This is a genomic window from Desulfovibrio sp. 3_1_syn3, from assembly GCF_000145315.2.
Taxonomy (GTDB): domain Bacteria; phylum Desulfobacterota; class Desulfovibrionia; order Desulfovibrionales; family Desulfovibrionaceae; genus Desulfovibrio; species Desulfovibrio fairfieldensis.
The window spans coordinates 154985-169994 of sequence record NZ_ADDR02000003.1 but is presented as its reverse complement, the minus strand read 5'-3'; the positions used below and the strand labels follow the sequence as shown (position 1 = coordinate 169994).

The window sequence follows — 15010 nt, the reverse complement described above, 5'->3', positions numbered from 1 at the left end:
GCTACAGCTCCTGCAGAACCCAGACCACCTTCCCCAGCAGGCGCTTGGCCAGCAGATCGGGCGTCAGCGATATTTCGGGGAAATCCGGCGACTCCGAGCGCAGCAGGTAGCCGTCCTGCGCTCCGTTGAGGAAGACGCGGCGCAGCATCAGCCCTTCATTGGGGGCGAACAGGGCGTAGATCTGGCCGGACACCACATTGTTGTCCAGCGTGTCCACCCCCAGATGCGCACCGGGCAGGATGAGCGGGCTCATGTTGGCCCCGCGCATGCGCAGCACCAGCAGGCCCTCGCGGCTCAGCGAAAGGGGCAGCGAAATTTTACCCGCTGGCGTCAGTTCGGGCCGGGGCTTTTTATCGCTGTAGGCACAGTGCATGTCATATTCCGTACACACGGAATTTTTGGCCAGGGCATCGCCGTAATGGGCCGCGTTTTCGGCCAGAGAGGCCGGCGCGTCCTGCGGCATGTAGCCCTGCTCGGTACGCAGGTACATGGGCCCGACCCCTTGCTTGAGCCAGTCGGGGTTGAGTCCGTATTTCTCAAAGAGCTTCATATACCAGTCGCCCGGCACGGAATTGCGCCGTTTGGCGTCTGAGATGCTCGACTGGCGGATATCCAGCACTTCAGCCAACTCCACCTGGGTGCGGCTGCTGGTCGCCAGTTTGATGCGTTCATATATTTCCGCAAAGACAGGCATGGGATACTCCATAACGCGCAGAAAACGCGTCATCAGTGTTGCAGATTGAGCAGCGGCGCTTCGTTGGTCAGCACCATCTTGCTGTTGTCCTTAAAGGACTTGCGCATAGCCTCCAGCCAACGCTGGTAGGCATAAAATTCCGGAGACTTGCTGTAGGCCTCGGCATAGGCGGCCGCAGCCTGGGCATCGCCCTTGCCGCGTTCCATCTGGGCCTCGCGGGCGGCTTCAGCCAGAATCAGGGCGCGCTGGCGGTCGGCGTCGGAACGGATGCGCGTGGATTCCTCCTCGCCCTCCGACCGGTATTGCTTGGCTTGGCGTTCGCGCTCGGCGCGCATGCGGCCGAAAATGGCCCGCTGGTTTTCGGCCGGAAGGTCCGTGCGCTTGATGCGCACGTCCAGCACTTCCACGCCGAAGGGTTTCATCAGTTCCGAGACCTTGTCGGTCACTTCCTTCATAATGGCCGCGCGGTGCGAGGAGACAACCTCGGTAAGGGTGTACGCGCCCACCAGAGCCCGTAACTGGGAGTAAACCACGTCATCCAGACGGGCCTGCGCTCCCGGGATACTGCGCATGGTGCGGTAGAACTGGAGAGGGTCAATAATCTTCCAGCGGGCGTAGTTGTCCAGCACAATGGCCTTCTTGTCCACGGTGAAGGCCTCGCGCGAGCGTGCTTCATAATCCAGCACGCGGGAGTCGAAATAGACCACGTTCTGAATGAAAGGCAGTTTGAAATGCAGGCCCGGCCCGTACACTTCCGGAAGCGGCTCGCCCAGTTGAAGAACCAGGGCTTTCTGGGTCTGATGCACGGTGAAGAAGCACTGACTCGCCAGAGCCAGGATCACAAGGGCCACGATAACCAGAAGCAGCGGATTCTTGCGCATTACTTTTTCTCCACGGCCTGCGGGGCCTTGGGGGTCTGGGGGGCGCTCAGGCTGGGGAGGGGCAGATAGGGCAGCGCGCGGGCCGCGGCAGCGCCGTCCATAAGCACCTTTTCTCCGGCACCGGCCAGAATGTCTTCCATGGTTTCGTAATACAGCCGCTGCTTGGTGACCTTGGGAGCTTTTTCGTATTCCACGCGCAAGGCGTCGAAACGCGAGGCGTCGCCCTCGGCGTTACGCACGCGGGTGGCGCTGTAGGCCTCGGCCTGATTGCGCATGGCCGCGGCCTGGCCGCGCGCCTTGGGCAGAAGTTCGTTGCGGTAGGCTTCGGCCTCATTGATGATCCGGCTCTTGTCCTCACGGGCGCTGGCCACATCCTTGAAGGCTTCGATGACATCCTGCGGCGGATGCACATCCTGCAACTGCACCGCGATGACATGGATGCCCGCGCCGTAGCGGTTGAGAATCTGCTGCAGAAGCTGGGTGGCCTCGCTCTGGATCTTCAACTTGCCGTCGGTGATGGCCGAGTCGATCTGGCTGTTGCCGATGACTTCGCGCATGGCCGCCTCGGCCGCGTTGCGCACCAGCGCGGCGGGCGCGCTGACGTTGAAGAGGTACTGCACGGGATCGCTGATCTTGTACTGCACGCTGAACTGCACATTGACGATATTTTCATCGCCCGTGAGCATGGAGGCTTCCTCGGGGATAGTCCGCACCTGTCCCTGCTGGAAAGTAGCGGACTGGCCCACGGAGCGGAAGCCCACTTCGCTGCGCAGCACCTGGGTGACCTGCGGCTTGTAGACCGTTTCAATGGGCACGGGCCAGGCATAATGCGGGCCGGGACCTTCCGTGCGTTCGTACTTGCCGAAACGCAGCACCACGCCCTGCTCGTCGGGGTTGATGATATAAATGCCCGACAACAGCCAGAGCCCCACCACGGCCAGCAGCACCAGCAGCACCGCGCGTCCGTTGGGCACGCGCATCTGGGAAAGGCGCTTGAGCGGATTCGCATCCGGCCCGCTGCCCCTCTTGTTGAAGGGGGTACGCCGCGCGCGAGGCTCGTCGCGCTCGGTTTCGTCGTGATCCTGGTCCTGAGGAGGCCTAGGGGGAGGATTCTGCCCCTGCTGTCGCTGCCGCTTTTCTTGTAGTTTATCCCAATCCCAATTCATGGTAGAGGCAATACCTTCGCTTCAGAGGTGCGGGGCGCCCATAACAGTCCGCAGCGCCCACAACGTGAGGAGTAGTGTTTATAGATAGGACACGAATCCGCCTTGGTCAAGACGAAGAGAGGCATGTCAATAAGAAGAGCCGCATGAAAAAGGGCTGCATGGAGCGCCTTTTTTGCGGCCAAGAGAGAAATGGAGCCCCACAAGCGGCCTGGGACGTCGCAACAGAGGCGGCCTACCGCGCCGCCCCCGCAGCCTGCGCGTCGGTATCGGCACAGGGGCTGCGCAGGGACCTGCCGGCCAGGGGCACCACCCGCACCACCCGCACCACATCGGCCTGCACCGCAAAATTGGGTACGTAATCAGCCAGATTCGGGCGCGGCGTCCGCGCGTTTCCGCCCTGCCAGAGCATAGCGGCGAAAAAACACGCGCAGCCCAGCAGGGCGGCGCTCAACAGGGCGTACGGCGCATTGTTTCTTCCGTTGCTTCTGATCATTGCTTGCTCCTCAATATTTCGCGGCAGATTTTTCCCTGCCGCCCTTCCATGGAGAAACAAGCAATATTGGTGCCAGACGGATTTTCCGGGCAAAAAAATTCTTCGCTCTATCGCTCTCTATAGTTAATGTTACGGCCCCAAGTTTAAAATCGGCGCCGCCTCCACAGGGCACGGGAGACAGCTGAAAAAAACGCCGAAGCGCATCAAGCCCGCCGGAAGGTCGCACATTGTCGGCGTTCCCGGCGGGCTTGATGCGCTCGCGGTTGAAGGCCCGGCTGAAAACCGGCCGATGCCCGCTGGAGCAGATCGACTTTGAAATGCTCTAAACTTCGCTGATAATGGGCACCACCACCGGGTCGCGCTCCAGCACGCGGCGGAAAAAACGCCGCAGGGAGGAGCGGATGCCCTCCTGCATGCGGGTGAGCTGGCCGGGCCGGGCCGCCTCGATCTCATCCAGCACCAGGCATTTGGCGTCTTCCAGCAAATGGCTGTATTGCTGCTCGAAGACAAAGCCCTTGGAAATCATTTCCGGCCCGTGCAGCACGCTGCCCGTCTCCGAATCCACAACCAGCACCACGATGACCATGCCCTCATCGCCAAGAATGCGCCGCTCCTTGAGCACGGCGGAACCCACGTCGCCCACGCCCTTGCCGTCCACCAGAGTGCACTCCACGGGCACGCGGTCCTCCAGGCGGAAAGAATCCGGCAGAATGCTCAGGGGCTGGCCGTCCTCCAGCAGGATGATCTTTTCCGGGTCCACGCCGCAGCTTTCGGCCAGACGGCCGTGCTTGACCAGATGCTGGTATTCGCCGTGCACCGGCACAAAAAGCTCGGGCCGCACGGCCAGCAGCATTTCGCGCAATTCCTCGCTGTGGGCATGGCCCGAGGCGTGGATGGCATGCACGCTCTCATAGAGCACTTCCGCGCCCAGGCGATACATTTCATTGATCAGGCGGGAAATGGCCTTGGCATTGCCCGGAATCATGCGCGAACTCATGACCACGGTGTCGCCCTCGCGGATGCAGAGCTGGCGGTGGCCGCCCAGCACCATGCGCGACAGGGCCGACAACGGCTCGCCCTGCGCGCCGGTGACCACCAGCACCAGTTGCTCGTCCGGCAGGTCCGGCACGCCGTTGTGGGCGTTGAAAAAGGAGGGCGGCAGCTTGGCGAAGCCCAGATCCCGCGCCATTTCAATATTGTTCGCCAGGGACTTGCCGCTGATGACCACCGTGCGCCCGCGCTCCCTGGCAAGGTCGAAGACTTCCTGGATGCGCTGGATATGGCTGGAAAAAAGCGTGATGACAATGCGGCCCTTGGCCGAATCAAAGACCTTGCCCAGAGAGTCCTTGACCTCCCGCTCGGCGAGAGAACGCCCCTCGCGCATGACGTTGGTGGAGTCCGAAAGCAGCAGGCGCGCGCCTTCCGGACCGGCGAACTCCCGGAAAAGACGCAAGTCCGTGCCCGAGCCGCCCAGGGGGTGGGGGTCGAGCTTGAAGTCGCCGCTGTGCACCACCCGGCCCACGGGGGTTTCCACGCCCAGGCCGAAACCTTCGGGGATGGAGTGACAGACCGGAAAGAAATGAAAGGTCAGGTCGCCCAGGGGCAGCGTGGTACCGGCGTCCACCGGGCAGAGCTCCACCCAGTCCAGGATTTCATGTTCGCGCAGCTTGTGCTCCACCAGGGCCAGGGTGAAGCGCGAGCCGTAAATGCGCGTGCCTTTGAGTTCCCGCACCAGCCAGGGCAGCGCGCCGATGTGGTCCTCATGCCCGTGGGTCAGCACGATGCCCAGCAGCTTGTCCTTGACGGCGCTCACCGCGCCGAAATGCGGAATGACCACGTCCACGCCCAGATGGGCGTCGTCCGGAAACATCAGCCCGCAGTCCACCATGACCACGCCGCCCTCTGTTTCCCAGAGCTGGCAGTTGAGGCCGATTTCGCCGAGTCCCCCCAGGGGGGTAATGGAAAGGTAAGGTTCGTTCATGCCTGCCGTCGTATGTTGATTTTCGTCATAACAATATCATGTAGTTACAGACGGAATGGCTTCCAGGAAGCCGTCCGCGTTCATTGAAATATGCCGGAAAACGCTTCCGGCGCAAACAAGGACCGAGCTTTGCCGCGGCTTGCCGCCGCCGGCGATGCGTTCCGGAGCCCGCCGCAACAGGGCGCGCTCCACAGGTATCAGCGCTGCATCAGATCGGGATGAAATTCACCCATGGCCACGTAAATCTGGGCCAGGGCCGTGAGATAATCGGCCTTGGCGCTGGTCAGCGAAGCCTGGGCCGTGGTCAGTTTGGAAGAGGCGTCCAGCACGTCGAAGTTGGTGCCCACCTGCTCCTGGTAGCGGGCCAGGGCCACATTATAGGCTTCCGTGGCCTGCTCCACGCCCTTTTCCGCCACGGAAATACGCTTTTCCGCCTCATGCACGGCCAGCAGCTTGGATTTGATGTCGTAGCCCACCTGGAGCTTCAGGTCTTCCTCTTCGTAACGCATCTTGGTCACCAGCCAGCCCGCCTGCTTGTCGGCATAATAGGTGGTGCCCCACTGAAAGACATTCCAGGTGGCGCGGGCTCCCACCTCCCAGGTGGTGCCGCGCGAGCTCCGGTCGCCCGAGCGCTGCAGATCCGGGGTATTGCCGGTCTGATTGATGTTGTAATAGGCCTCCACCTGCGGGTAGTAATCGCTCTGGGCCACGCGCTGGTCCTTGCCCGCGATTTCCACGGACTTGGCCGCCATATACAGATCCGGCCGCTGGCGGTAGGCGGCCTCCAGACACTGTTCCAGCGAGCGCCGGAAAGGCACATGGACCAGCTTGCCCGTATACGCGGCCCTGGCGGTGGCGGGCAGGCCCAGCAGGGTATTGAGCTTGGCGAGATAGGTGTCGCGGTTGTTTTCCACCTGGATCAGCTGGTTTTCCGCCTGGCTCACATTGACCTCGGCCTGGAGCACATCCAGGCGCGGGCGCAGGCCCACGTCATAGAAAGCCTTGGTAATGCGCAACTGGTCGCGCAGCCGGGCCAGGGAATCCCGCTCGCTGCGCACGTTTTCCTCGGCGCGCAGATAATCGAGGAAATAGGTCTGGACCTGTTCGGTCATGTCCAACTCGGCCTTGCGCAGGGAGGCCTTGTCGCTGTCGGACTGGAGGGCGGCTTTCTGATAGGTGGCCAACAGCCTGAACCCCTGAAAGACCGGCTGGGAAACTTCCACGGCCCAGGAATAGGTGCCCAGTTCCGGCGGGCGCGTGCTGGCGGGCGAACTTTTCCTTTCCTGTTTGACCGCCGTGTAGCTCATGCCGAGTTTGGGGCCAAAGGCCCCGCGCGCCGACTTGCGCCCCTCTTCCGAAGAGCGGCTCTGGGATTCCTGCGACCCCAGGCTGGGATTGAACTTCAAGGCCCGCTGCACGGCCTCGGGCATGCTGACGGCATCCGGCAGGCCCAGATGCGCGTCCTTGCCGTCCGGGGAACGCTGCCCCGTGTAGAGCGGCGCGGGTGGGGACTTCATGGCTCCGGCCCCGGACGCGGGCTGAGCCGCGGCCACGGGCGGATCGGCAAAAAAAAGGGCAACGCAGCCCAGCCACAGCCCGGCCAGCAGGCAGAGCGCGGGAGCGCGGCGGAAAAAGACGATTATGCGCATGGCCCATAGCATACACGTACAGACGCGGCATTGGCAACACAGACTTTATCCCGGGCCAGGGCAATCGAATGAATAGGATGAACGTTGTATCCAAAGCGAAAGAGAAAAATACTCTTACGGCAGCCCTCCTGTAACTTTGCGGTTATTTTGCGAAATCCGCCTTTTCCGCGCGGGTGGCGTTATCGGCGCGTTTTTGATGCTCACATATCCGGAGATGAGGCATGCATTCAATTGCCCGGCAGCCTGAACCCGCCCGGCGGTGACGTCCGCGCTCGGAACGGGCGGTGCGGCGCTTTCCGCCTTGACGGGGCCGTGAATTCGTCTTTAACTAGCTAACTATACGTCAGCAACAGGACAATAACCATTATGGATGCAACCGCCGCGCGGTCCATTGATGCCGTCCGCCGTTTTTTCAGGACCTATCTGCGGGAGAGAAACCCTGAAAAGACGGCGCACTGTCTTTGTGAGGATGTGCGTTGGATCGGCATCGGCGCATCCGGAACCATTGGGGAGGGTCTGGAGGCGTTCCGCGCGCTGCTGCGTGAGGAATTCCGGGCGATCCCCGGTCCACGTGATTATGAACTGCGTAATGCCCGCGCCTTTGTCTGCGGTGCGGACTGTGCCTGCGCGGGCGGCGAATTGCTGCTGTCCGGAACGTCGCCCGACGGCGAAGCCGCGCGCCTGGAAATGCGTTTTTCCGCCGTCTGCCGCTGCCTGGGAAAAGAATGCCGCATCTGCGGCATCCATATTTCCATGCCCGGCCAAGGGCGGGGCACGGACGGATTTTTTCCGGCCAGCCTCGGCGAAACCACCACCGCCGGGATGTCCTTCCGCTCCAAGGAACAAGCCTTTGAACTGCTCAAGAACAGCATCCCCGGCGGCCTTATCGGCGGCTTCATGGAGCCGGGCTTTCCTCTCTATTTCGTCAACGACAACCTGATCCGCCACCTGGATTACGACTCTTACGAGGAATTCGCCGCTGATATCCAGGGGATGGTCGGCAACGGCATCCACCCCGAGGATCGTGAACACGTCAACCATGTGGTGTCGGAATCCTTGGCGGTTTCCGACCATTACGAAGTCGTCTACCGCATGCTCGCCAAGGGCGGCTCATTCATCTGGGTACTGGACCGGGGCTGCCTGACCACGGACCGGGGGCGCAAGGTCATTGTCAGCATCGTCATCGACATCACCCAGCAACGCCGGCTTCAGGAGCGGCTCCAACGGGGCATGGCCTCGCTGGAACGCAAAAACGCCGAGCTCGGGGCTTTTTATCAGGTGGTGGTCAGCGGCATCGCCAAAATCCTGGATGACCCCGGCTATACCCTGCTCTACGCTAACGACCAGTTTTTCGACAATCTCGGCTACACGCGGGAGGAGATCCTCTCCCTCTTCAACAACGAGTCATTGCGCATCATGCACCCGGTCGACGCGGCGGCAACGGATAAAAGCATCCGCGAGCTCAAGGAGCAGGGGCGCTTTTCCGTCAAATGCCGCTTCGTCAAAAAAAACGGCGAGAGCGTGCGCATCCGTCTGGACGGCTGCCAGACCAGCGAAAGCCACGACGGCTACAACGTCATTTACTGCTTCTATACGGACATTGAGGAACAGGAACGCCGCGACGCCGTCTACCAGCGCCAGCAGCACTTCATGTCCCTGATCAGTTCGAGCATCGCGGGCGGTTCCTTCATCGCCCGCGCCGAGGCCGGACGACCGCTGGCCTATGTCAGCGACAGCCTGCTCTCCCTGCTCGGCTACACCCGCAAGGAGTTTGAAAAGGCCTGCGGCGGCAAGCTGTCCGGCATCATCCACCCCGATGACCGCGGGCGCGTCCCGGCGGCCTGCGCGGACCCGCAGAGCGACTATTACGAGGAGGAATACCGGATCAGAAAAGCCGACGGCAATCTGATCTGGGCTCTGGAAAAAGGTCGCCTGGCCACGGACGAGGACGGTGAACGGATTTACATCTGCATTCTTCTGGACATCACCGACAGGAAACTCCGCCACGACGAACTGGTGCAACGCACCCGCCAGGACCCGCTCACCGGCCTGTACAATCACGACTACGCCCGGCAATACATCCAGACCTATCTTGACATCCACCAGCGCGGGCACGCCTCGGCCCTGCTGCTCTTCGACCTGGATAATTTCAAACGCGTCAACGACCGGCACGGCCACCTGGAAGGCGACGCCGCGCTGGTCCGCTTCGCGGAAATACTTAAAAAACAGTTTCGCAGCCGGGATTTCCTGGCCCGCACCGGCGGCGACGAGTTCATCGCCTTTCTGCAGGACATTCCCTCCGAACGGGAAGCCGAGGCCATGGCGGACGGCGTGGCGCGGCGCATGCGCGACTCGCTCGGCAGGGAATACGCGGACTGCGGCCTGGCCCTCAGCGTCGGCGTGGCTTTCACCACCGAGCGGACCTCCTACAATCTGCTCTTTCATACCGCCGACGAAGCCATGTACCGGATGAAGGGCAAGGGCCGCGACGGGTGGGAATTTGTGCTGGACCGGGCGGAACGGGCCTTCGAACGCCATCTGCTCTTCAAGCACGCCTTCGGCATCATTCTGCGCATTGATCTCGACAGCGGGCAATACCACATCCGCTACGGCGCGCATGCGGTCAGCGCCCGACTTCCCTCGACAGGCCTCTATGAGCAAATGCTGGGCGGCGCGCTGCTCCATCCTGTTCTGCCCGAAGACAAAACCATGCTGCGGAAAAATCTGGGGTTGGCGCAGCTCCGCGCGGCCTGCGGGCGCGGCGAGGATGTTCTGTCTTGCGAATACCGCGTGCGCCGGACGTCCGGCGAAATCCTGTGGATAGAATCCCGCTTCCACTTCCTGCGCAACGGGGGCCAGAACCTGGCCTACAACGTCATTTCCGACGTCACCGAAAGCAGAAAACAGCGCGAGCAGATCCGCATCGCGGAAATTTACGCCTTCACCCTCCAAGACACTTCGGACGAAATTTACGAACTGGACATGGAGCGCGGACGGTATCAGACCATCCGCAGTTCGGGCGACGAATTTCTGCCCCTGCCCCCGGAAGGAACGCTGGAAGAACTCCAGCGCGCCGTCCGCGACGGCATGATCCACCCCGGCGACCGGGAGCGCTTCGACCGCTTTCATTACCGCGCGCGGGAAGCCCGAAACGGCAAGCCCGGTCGCGAAGACTTCCGCTGTCTCTGGCGGGACGGCGCGTATCACTCGGTTTCCATCAGCGTTCTGCCCGTCAAGGGGTCCGACCGGATATTCCTTGCCTGCGTCATGGGCATTGACGAGCGCAAACGGCTGGAAAATTTTTCCAGCGAAAACGAACAGCTGCGGCAAAACAGGCTGGAGGACGAGCGCTACCGCATCATTGTGGAACAAAGCCGCGGCATTGTGCTGGATCTCGATCTGGAGCGGCATGTCTACTACGCGCCCGGCCTTGAAAAGCAGTTCGTCTGCGATCCCATTGTGCGGGAAGGTCCCATGGGCATGCTGCGCTCCCTGGAGGTCCACCCGGACGACCGCCCGCTGCTGGACGGCTTTCACGCGGCTCTGCGCAACACGTCGGAAGGTGAAACAACCCTGCGCCTCAAGCGGCGGGACGGGGCCTTCATCTGGTGCCGCGTGGCCGTCACAGTGCGCCGGAACGCGGCGGGCCGCCCTACCCGTATTGTGGGCGCCGTCACCGATGTGGATGGCGACGTGCGCACTGTGCGCCAGCTCCGCTACCGGGCCGAGCATGACCCGGTCACGGGCTACAGCAACCTGGCAAAATTCAAGCTGGACGCCACGCGCCTGCTCGCCGCGCGCGCCGGGCGCAAATACGCCCTGTGGCACTGCGATTTCCGCAACTTCAAATATATCAACGACATGTACGGCTACGACGTGGGCAACCGCCTGCTCAAGTACTGGGCCGACCTCACCGCCGCCAGTTTCAGTTCCGAAGAGACCTTCGCCCGCGCCACGGCGGACAACTTCGTGATGCTCTGCGCTTACCGGGATATCGCGGAAATGGAGACGCGCTTCTGGAACGCCGCAGAGCTGCTCGGGCATTTCGAAGAACTGGCCAGCAAACGCTTCCGCGTGGAAGTGGCGGGCGGCTGCTACCTGGTGGAAGACGGCGATGCCCGCGGCATCGACGACATGCTGGACCGGGCTACCATGGCGCAGAAAAGCGTGAAGCCCCTGGGCGGCAGCCGTTATGCCTTTTATTCCGAAGCCATGCGCAAAAAAATCTTCTATGAGCAGGACCTTGAGGCCTCCATGGAAAAGGCCCTGCACAACGGGGAATTCCGCGCATGGCTGCAACCGCAGATCGACATCCGCAACGGCGACAGCCTGATCGGCGCGGAAGTGCTGGCGCGCTGGCAGCGGCCGGGGCGGGGTTTCGTGCCGCCCTCCGATTTCATCCCCCTGTTCGAACGCAACGGCTTTATTGTCGATCTGGATGCCTTCATGTTCGAACAGGCCTGCGCCTATCTTGCCTCGCGCCGTTCGCGCGGCCTGCCCCCGCTGCGCCTGTCCGTGAACGTTTCGCGCATGAGCCTGGGGCAAAAGAGCTTTCTCGAGCGTTACACCACCCTGCGGGAGCGCTACGCCGTCTCCCCCGGCATGCTGGAACTGGAATGCACCGAAAGCCTTGCGGTCAAGGATTTTCCCCTGTTCCGCGAAGTCATGGCCCGGCTGCCCGGCTGCGGCTTCCGCCGGGCCATGGACGACTTCGGCACGGGTTATTCCTCGCTGAACCTGTTGAAAAACATCGACCTCGACGTGCTCAAGCTGGACATGGAATTTTTCCGTAACACGGAGGAGACACCCCGCGAACGCGCCGTGATCGAAAGCGTGGTCAGCATGGCGCACGCCCTGAACATGGCCACGGTGGCCGAGGGCATCGAGCGGCCCGAGCAGGTGGAATTTCTGCGCGCCATCGGCTGTGACGCCGTGCAGGGCTATATTTTCTCCCGCCCCGTTCCTCCCGACGACTTTGAGGAACAAGAAGGCCGTTTCGCCGCGCCGTAAACGAGCATTTCAATCAACGTTGGGATGCTCGTTTACGGCGGGCAAAACCCGCCGACCCGCATTTTGCAGTTGAGGATTTGCAGAGCGGTTGACGCATGTTACGCGTCAACCGCTCTAACTTATTCCCCCCGCTCACGCGCCGCGCCGCGCGGCTTTTTGCCATATTTTCCGGGCCGCTGGCGGCGTGGGCCGAAGTTCAGGGGCTTGCGCGGATGCGCGGTGCCCGTGCCGCCGTCATCCACGGCGGCGCTCACCCGCGTCCCGCAGATGAACACGCCGTGATTGAGCACCGCCAGCACATGCTCGGCCACTTCCTCGGCCACTTCCACCACGCTGTATTGCTGCCGGATGCCGATGGCGCCGATGTCGCGGCTTGATATGCCGGATTCTCCGGCAATGGCGCCCACCAGCTCGCGTGGGGAAACCTTGTGCGTATGCCCCACACTGACCCGCAGCTTGGTCATGGGCGCGCTGTTTTTCCGTCCACGGGGATTCGAGCTGTCCCCGCCCCGGGCGTCACGCGAAGGCCCGCCGTCCGGGGCAGAACGCCGGGGCGGTTCGGCAAAAACATCGGGCTCGCGGGACGCGTCCTGATTGCCGAAATCCCGCTGCATCAGGAGCTTGAGCAAAGCGGCGGCCATCTCGCGGCCGGTGACTCCGCCTTCTGGAAAACGCTCGGCCAGAAAATCTTCCACCAACGCCAGCCAGCGTTCCGGCGTTCCGGCTTCAACAGTCTGGCGCACTTCCTCCAGCAGCCGGGAAGTGCGGATATTGTCCACGTCCCGCAGGGTCGGCAGGCGGCCCTGTTTGATGCGGGCCTTGGTGCAGCGGATGATGTCGCGCAGCTTATATTGTTCGCGCATGGTGACAAAAGTAAAAGCGCTGCCCACGCGGCCCGCCCGGCCGGTGCGCCCGACGCGGTGCACATATTTTTCCACGTCATGCGGCATATCGTAATTGATCACCGCATCCACATCATCCACGTCAATGCCGCGCGCCGCCACATCCGTGGCGACCAGAATCTCAAGGCCTTCCGTACGGAAGCGCTGCATCACCCGGTCCCGCTGCGCCTGGGCCAGATCGCCGTGCAGACCGTCGGACTGGTAGCCCCGCTGCTGCAGGTGCGTGGTCACTTCATCAACGCCGCGCTTGGTGGAGCAGAACACCAGGGCCTTGCGGAATCCCTGCGAATCCAGGACCCGGCAGAGAGCGTCCATCTTCTGGTACGGCCGCACTTCGTAATAGGTCTGCTCAATGGCCGGAATGGTGAGCATTTTATGGGCAATGGTCAGCATTTCCGGTTCGCGCAGAAAGCGCTTGCTCAACTCCCGGATGGGCGGCGGCATGGTGGCTGAAAACAAAATCCGCTGGCAGCCGTCCGGAGTTCGCTCCAGGATGGCTTCAATATCCTCGCGAAAGCCCATGTCCAGCATCTCATCGGCCTCGTCCAAAACCACGACGTCCACTTCGTCCAGGCGCAGCGTGCCGCGCTGCAAATGGTCGATGATCCGGCCCGGCGTGCCCACCACGACCTGCGCGCCTTTGGCCAAAGCCCGGAACTGCCGTTCAATGAGCTGACCGCCGTACACGGGAAGAATCGTGACTCCTTTCTTCCGCGCGGCCAGCTTGCTCAGTTCCTCGGCCACCTGAATAGCCAGCTCGCGCGTGGGGCAAAGCACCAGGGCCTGAACGCCCTTTCCGGAAATGACTTTTTCCAGAATGGGCAGACCGAAAGCCGCTGTCTTGCCGGTGCCCGTCTGCGCCTGCCCGACCGCATCCCGCCCGGCCAGCAATGCCGGAACTGCCAATACCTGGATGGGAGAAGGCTCCTCAAAGCCCATATCCTTAACGGCGTCCAAAAGGTCTTGGGACAAACCCAGTTCTTCAAAAGATGCGGTCATACTTTTCCTGTGGATAAAAAATTCGTGTAATGAATAATCATAGCCCCATCCCGCCCGATGCACAATGAGCGCGAAAGCCCTGGTGCCTTTTGCACTTGCGGGCGATTCCGGAAACAGCGCCGCCCCTACTCCACACTTGGAATATTTCCTTCCGAATTTGCAAATTTCGCATCTCAAACCGACTTCGTTCTAAAAATAATAATCAATAATTACAGTAGATTGGTATAAATAATCAGCATGGCATGCGGATTGCTGTTCCAGGGCATCACAATCATGGAGCAGGCTATGTTTCTTCTGTTATTCCTTGTGGCGGTCCTTGTCGGAGGGCTCATCGGCACCGTGGGCGTGGGCGGCATTCTGCTGATTCCGGCCCTCAACGTCCTGGCCGGACTTTCCACGCACACGGCCATGGGCACGGCCCTGTTCAGCTTCATCTTCACCGGCCTGCTGGGCACCTGGCTGTTCTGGCGGCACGGCAGCATCGACTGGCGCATCACCATTCCGGTCTGTCTGGGCGGCCTGCTCTGCGGCTATCCCGGCTCCCTTGCCAACGCGGCGGCTTCGGCCCGCCTGCTGGATCTGCTGCTCGGGGCCGTAATCATCTTCGCGGGCGTCTACGCCCTCTTCCCGGCCAGGGGCGGCAGCCTGGAATACCGGACCGTAAAAGGTTGGGGCACTCTCCGGCAAAAACTGTTCCTGCTGGCCATAGGCGGCGCGGTGGGCTTCGGTTCCGGCCTGACCGGCGTGGGCGGCCCGGTGCTTTCCGTGCCGCTCATGGTCATCATCGGCTTCCCGCCCCTTACGGCCATCGCCACCAGCCAGGTCATCCAGATCACCGCCGCCCTGTCCGGCAGCGCGGGCAATCTGGCCCACGGCTTCATCGACACGGGCACAGCCCTCTGGGTCACGGCCGCCGAGCTGGTCGGCGTGATGGTCGGCGCGCGTCTGGCCCACAGCATTTCCCAGGCATCCCTCAAAAAAGTGGTTTCCGTGGTCTGCATCGTGGTGGGCGCGTTCATTGTCCTGCGCGCTCTTCAGGTGATTTCCACATAAAAGTAAAAACTGCGTGGACGCAGTTTTTATGTGTCGGCAGCGGCGCGAACGCGACCGCGCCTTGCCTCCGAAACGCTTCCCATTTTGACGCGACATCCCTGTCGCGGATTCCGGTTCAGGAAAAAATTTCAGGCACTTTTCTCTGAAACCGGAAAAACACCCGCAAACGGCACAGGAGGAAC

9 protein-coding genes are annotated in these 15010 nt (G+C 61.9%); 2 read left to right on the top strand and 7 right to left on the bottom strand.

Annotation, left to right across the window (positions count from 1 at the left end; all coding sequences use genetic code 11):
* Window position 1: 1 nt before the first annotated feature.
* The 6 genes from HMPREF0326_RS15150 to HMPREF0326_RS15125 all read right to left on the bottom strand — a co-directional run bounded on the left by HMPREF0326_RS15150 (window position 2) and on the right by HMPREF0326_RS15125 (window position 6864).
* Window positions 2-694 (bottom strand): LexA family transcriptional regulator, encoded by a 693-nt coding sequence (locus HMPREF0326_RS15150; protein WP_035062094.1) that lies wholly within the window; start codon window positions 692-694, stop codon window positions 2-4.
* Window positions 695-726: 32 nt separating this feature from the next.
* The gene (gene hflC, locus HMPREF0326_RS15145; RefSeq protein WP_008686130.1) at window positions 727-1575 is read right to left on the bottom strand and encodes a protease modulator HflC; all 849 of its coding nucleotides are present in this window, start codon (window positions 1573-1575) and stop codon (window positions 727-729) included.
* Window positions 1575-2741 carry an FtsH protease activity modulator HflK gene (hflK, locus tag HMPREF0326_RS15140; RefSeq protein ID WP_008686131.1) on the bottom strand — a complete coding sequence of 389 codons (1167 nt, stop codon included), beginning with the start codon at window positions 2739-2741 and terminating at the stop codon, window positions 1575-1577. The genes hflC and hflK overlap by 1 nt, the downstream gene beginning before the upstream one ends.
* A 232-nt stretch (window positions 2742-2973) precedes the next feature.
* Window positions 2974-3234: a hypothetical protein gene (locus HMPREF0326_RS15135; RefSeq protein WP_008686132.1), complete on the bottom strand. Its 261-nt coding sequence runs from the start codon at window positions 3232-3234 to the stop codon at window positions 2974-2976.
* Window positions 3235-3556: 322 nt separating this feature from the next.
* Window positions 3557-5215, bottom strand: coding sequence for a ribonuclease J (locus tag HMPREF0326_RS15130; protein ID WP_008686133.1), 1659 nt, complete (start codon window positions 5213-5215; stop codon window positions 3557-3559).
* Between the two features lie 197 nt (window positions 5216-5412).
* Window positions 5413-6864, bottom strand: coding sequence for a TolC family protein (locus tag HMPREF0326_RS15125; RefSeq protein WP_008686134.1), 1452 nt, complete (start codon window positions 6862-6864; stop codon window positions 5413-5415).
* 366 nt (window positions 6865-7230) lie between these two features.
* Between HMPREF0326_RS15125 and HMPREF0326_RS15120 the strand changes: the two genes are divergently transcribed.
* Window positions 7231-11874, top strand: coding sequence for an EAL domain-containing protein (locus HMPREF0326_RS15120; RefSeq protein WP_008686135.1), 4644 nt, complete (start codon window positions 7231-7233; stop codon window positions 11872-11874).
* 119 nt (window positions 11875-11993) lie between these two features.
* Here the strand turns inward: HMPREF0326_RS15120 and HMPREF0326_RS15115 are convergent, their stop codons facing one another.
* Window positions 11994-13775 (bottom strand): DEAD/DEAH box helicase, encoded by a 1782-nt coding sequence (locus tag HMPREF0326_RS15115; protein WP_008686136.1) that lies wholly within the window; start codon window positions 13773-13775, stop codon window positions 11994-11996.
* A gap of 285 nt (window positions 13776-14060) precedes the next feature.
* Between HMPREF0326_RS15115 and HMPREF0326_RS15110 the strand changes: the two genes are divergently transcribed.
* The gene (locus tag HMPREF0326_RS15110; protein ID WP_008686137.1) at window positions 14061-14828 is read left to right on the top strand and encodes a sulfite exporter TauE/SafE family protein; all 768 of its coding nucleotides are present in this window, start codon (window positions 14061-14063) and stop codon (window positions 14826-14828) included.
* Window positions 14829-15010: the final 182 nt, after the last annotated feature.

Coding starts and splice junctions, on each gene's coding strand:
- HMPREF0326_RS15150 (WP_035062094.1), bottom strand. CDS start 694: ATGCCTGTCTTTGCGGAAATATATGAACGCATCAAACTGGCGACCAGC.
- hflK (WP_008686131.1), bottom strand. CDS start 2,741: ATGAATTGGGATTGGGATAAACTACAAGAAAAGCGGCAGCGACAGCAG.
- hflC (WP_008686130.1), bottom strand. CDS start 1,575: ATGCGCAAGAATCCGCTGCTTCTGGTTATCGTGGCCCTTGTGATCCTG.
- HMPREF0326_RS15115 (WP_008686136.1), bottom strand. CDS start 13,775: ATGACCGCATCTTTTGAAGAACTGGGTTTGTCCCAAGACCTTTTGGAC.
- HMPREF0326_RS15130 (WP_008686133.1), bottom strand. CDS start 5,215: ATGAACGAACCTTACCTTTCCATTACCCCCCTGGGGGGACTCGGCGAA.
- HMPREF0326_RS15120 (WP_008686135.1), top strand. CDS start 7,231: ATGGATGCAACCGCCGCGCGGTCCATTGATGCCGTCCGCCGTTTTTTC.
- HMPREF0326_RS15135 (WP_008686132.1), bottom strand. CDS start 3,234: ATGATCAGAAGCAACGGAAGAAACAATGCGCCGTACGCCCTGTTGAGC.
- HMPREF0326_RS15110 (WP_008686137.1), top strand. CDS start 14,061: ATGTTTCTTCTGTTATTCCTTGTGGCGGTCCTTGTCGGAGGGCTCATC.
- HMPREF0326_RS15125 (WP_008686134.1), bottom strand. CDS start 6,864: ATGCGCATAATCGTCTTTTTCCGCCGCGCTCCCGCGCTCTGCCTGCTG.